1 pseudogene is annotated in these 556 nt (G+C 70.9%); it reads right to left on the bottom strand.

The features are described from left to right. Positions 1-182: 182 nt before the first annotated feature. Positions 183-556, bottom strand: a pseudogene (locus tag FVW20_RS18450) (lysophospholipid acyltransferase family protein); the annotation flags it as partial.

The following is a 556-nucleotide window of genomic DNA, read 5'->3' as shown; positions in this document are numbered from 1 at the left end:
AGCATGCAACCCGCAGCGCGGCGCATGCCGCCGCCCATGCTCCGGCCCGCGAACATGACGGCGCACAGCGCCCTGCGGCCCGCGCCGCCATCGTGCGGCATGCGCGGCATTTTGCCGGTATATGGCGGCAAGGGTACCCGCATGGCGGCATCTGTCAACCGGGAGAGCATTCGGGCGGGCATTTACGCCCCTCCGGACGTGGCGGACAGCCCGGCAGCACCTTCCGCCCCGGGCACGCCGTCTCCGGTGCCGCGCGGGGTCTGGGCGTAGTAGCGTTCCAGCCCTTCCGCGCCCATGAACCGTTGCAGCATGCGGGGCGGCGATTCCAGCAGGTCGATGATCAGGAAGGCATCCAGCGAGCCGAAGGCGCGGTCCACGTGAAAGGTGGCGATGCGCCCGCCCAGCTTCAGGTAGTGCTTGAACAGGATGGGAATGGTGCGCCCGCCCTCCATGTCGCGCACCAGCGCGCACAGCCCGTTCCAGTCCAGCCCGGCGGGCTCGATGCGCCGCAGGCAGCCTGGCTGGCGCAGCGAAGGCGTGGCGCGACCCCGCACCA

This window comes from Nitratidesulfovibrio oxamicus (genome assembly GCF_015731765.1).
GTDB classification, from domain to species: Bacteria; Desulfobacterota; Desulfovibrionia; order Desulfovibrionales; family Desulfovibrionaceae; genus Cupidesulfovibrio; species Cupidesulfovibrio oxamicus.
The sequence above is the reverse complement of the archived record's forward strand: the minus strand, read 5'-3'. Positions and strand labels throughout refer to the sequence as shown.